General features: G+C 55.9%; 1 protein-coding gene. It reads left to right on the plus strand.

What is annotated here, in order from left to right:
* Nucleotides 1-915: 915 nt before the first annotated feature.
* Nucleotides 916-2271, plus strand: a complete 1356-nt coding sequence (locus KNN17_RS22145; protein WP_241711053.1) for an MFS transporter — start codon at nt 916-918, stop codon at nt 2269-2271.
* Nucleotides 2272-2478: the final 207 nt, after the last annotated feature.

A 2478-nucleotide genomic window follows, 5' to 3' on the forward strand; every position in this document is an offset into this window, starting at 1 on the left:
CCTAGTGCCAGGCTTCTTGTCTTATCTGCCTGCGGGTTTTGCGATGACCGTTATCGGCAGTGTTCGAAAGCAAACCCTTGCGTAGGCTGAAGCTCTGTGTCTGGGCCCGAGACGAATCTGCAGACTGGGATGCCCCGATGGTGTGCTGCGGACTCGCTTGAGACCGCTATCTGGTTGTTCTTGCGTTCGCCGTTATCCTGAACTGCAGGAGAAAGAGACGATGAAGATGTCGATATGGCCCAGAAAGTGGTTCGCCTTGGTGAGGTCGCCCATTGCCGCCTGCCCGGAGTGCGGACATCCGGTTCCGTCTCGCAGTCTCTTTGAATGGACCTGGTTGGCATCCATGGTTGGAGCCAGCCCGGGCATCTGGGAATGTGGCAAGACAGCACCCGGCAAGAAGCCCTGTCCTTGCATTGAGCCATCTCATTTGCGCGAAAGCCAACCCTAACCCTCCCTGTATGCACCTCAAGTGCCCGCTTCCGGGACGTGTCTCCCGATGGCTGGTGCAAAGGCGTTGAAGGCGTCGGCCACCAGATTGGTGGGGGTCGACAGGGATGCTCGGCTTGAGCGCCATTCTAGATTGATTTTTTTACCATACTAGTAGACAAGATCGCCGGGCGAGACCTACTATATATAGGAGCGGTGGGCAGAAGCCAGGCGCCCTGAGGCCTTCGCCTCAGAGATGCGCTAAGGGTGTAAGGCCACCGATGAACTGTCGCATTATCGGATACTAAACAACTAGCGGCGGAATTGATTTCACCGTTGGATGGATCGGTTTCCATCGATCCAGTAAGGATTCAATGATCCGGGGGAAGATTGACCGAATTCCTCTTCACAACTATCGGTCCAAGTTCCCCTTAGGCCCTTTATGTTCTCTGGCAGTCCCATATCAGGTTGCATCGGAAAGGCATTCTCATGGCTAGTACACAAGGCATAGACCACACAGCCGTCGACGAACCGACTGTCAACCGACGACAAATGAGGAATGTTTATATTGCAAGTTTAGCCGGCACGACGGTTGAATTCTACGACTTTATCGTGTTCGGCGCCGCGGCGAGCCTCGTGTTTGGCGCTGTTTTCTTCAGTTCTTTGTCGCCGTCCGTGGGGACGATTGCATCGTTCGCCATCCTGGCGTCCGGGTACGCGGCTCGGCCGCTGGGTGGGATCATATTCGGCCACCTCGGCGACAAAATGGGGCGGAAGGCAACGTTGATGTGGACCATGGGGTTGATGGGCGGCAGCACTGTGCTGATCGGCTTGATTCCTCCATCGGCACAGATCGGAGTCCTCGCACCGATTTTGTTGGTGGTTTTGCGGCTCGTTCAGGGTATCGCCGTCGGTGGCGAGTGGGGTGGTGCGATGATGATCGCCGTCGAGCACGCTCCTGCAAAGCGTCGGGGTATCTTCGGCGGTGCTGCACCTCTCGGGTCAGGTCTCGGCGTTCTATTGGCGTACGGAATGATCGCTTTGGTGAGCAATTTGGGTAACGAAGCATTCTTGTCGTGGGGCTGGCGCGTGCCGTTCCTGTTGTCGAGCGTGCTCATCGGCCTGGGGTTTTATGTGCGGCTGAAGATCGAGGAAAGCCCAGTCTTTACTGCCGCGAAGAAGCAGGCGCATATGCAAGATACCTCTGCGGCATTACCCAAGACGCGTATTCCACTCTTCGAGCTGTTCCGTGAGCGCCCTAAGGCTCTCTTGCTCGGTATCGGAATAAGCTGTGGTCCATTCATGGCGCAGGCAATTCTGACGACAAGTATGATTGCCTACGCGACGACGCAGTACCACATTGATCGTTCGCTGCTTCTGATACTGCTGAACGTGTCTCTCGCGATCATGTGCTGCACCATGCCCGTGTTCGCTTGGCTCGGCGACAGGATCGGACGACGCAAAGTCTTCATCCCAGCGGTGATCTTGTTCGGCGTTTTTAGCTTTGCGATGTTCCCACTACTTGAAACCGGTTCAACTCCGGTCATCCTCACCACATTCATAATCGGAATGTCCATTCTGAATCCCGCCGCTCAAGTAACCTACGGAACCATTTTGACCGAACAATTTCCGACGAGATTCCGCCTGACCGGCGCGGGGGTGTCTTATCAGTTTGCCGGATTGGTCGGTGGCGGCCTCGGCCCATTTCTTGCCGCCATCTTCTTTGCGGAGGGAGGGTTGGGTCCTGTCGCTACGTCGGTAATGGTGTCCTCATTCTGCGCGCTCAGTCTACTGTGCGTGGTCATTGTGGCCGATGGCCGAAAGACCGAACTCACTGACATCTGACGACGCCGCATGTAGCCTACTGGCTTAGCATCAATGGCCTCGATGGCTCTTGGCAATCCACCACGCGATGTATGACATGCCGTCGTTCGGTCCGCGTGTGTGACCATAATGCGGATTAGATAGTTTGTTCGTTTGCCCGTGGCAATCCACCATTCGAAGGTCGGTGTGAACGCTTCAGACAGGCTCGACTAAGAGCGACAGGCCACG

Source organism: Arthrobacter bambusae, assembly GCF_022606295.1.
GTDB classification, from domain to species: Bacteria; Actinomycetota; Actinomycetes; order Actinomycetales; family Micrococcaceae; genus Arthrobacter; species Arthrobacter bambusae_A.

Excerpts from the sequence above, each read along its gene's own strand:
- KNN17_RS22145 (WP_241711053.1), top strand. The coding sequence starts at position 916 with ATGGCTAGTACACAAGGCATAGACCACACAGCCGTCGACGAACCGACT.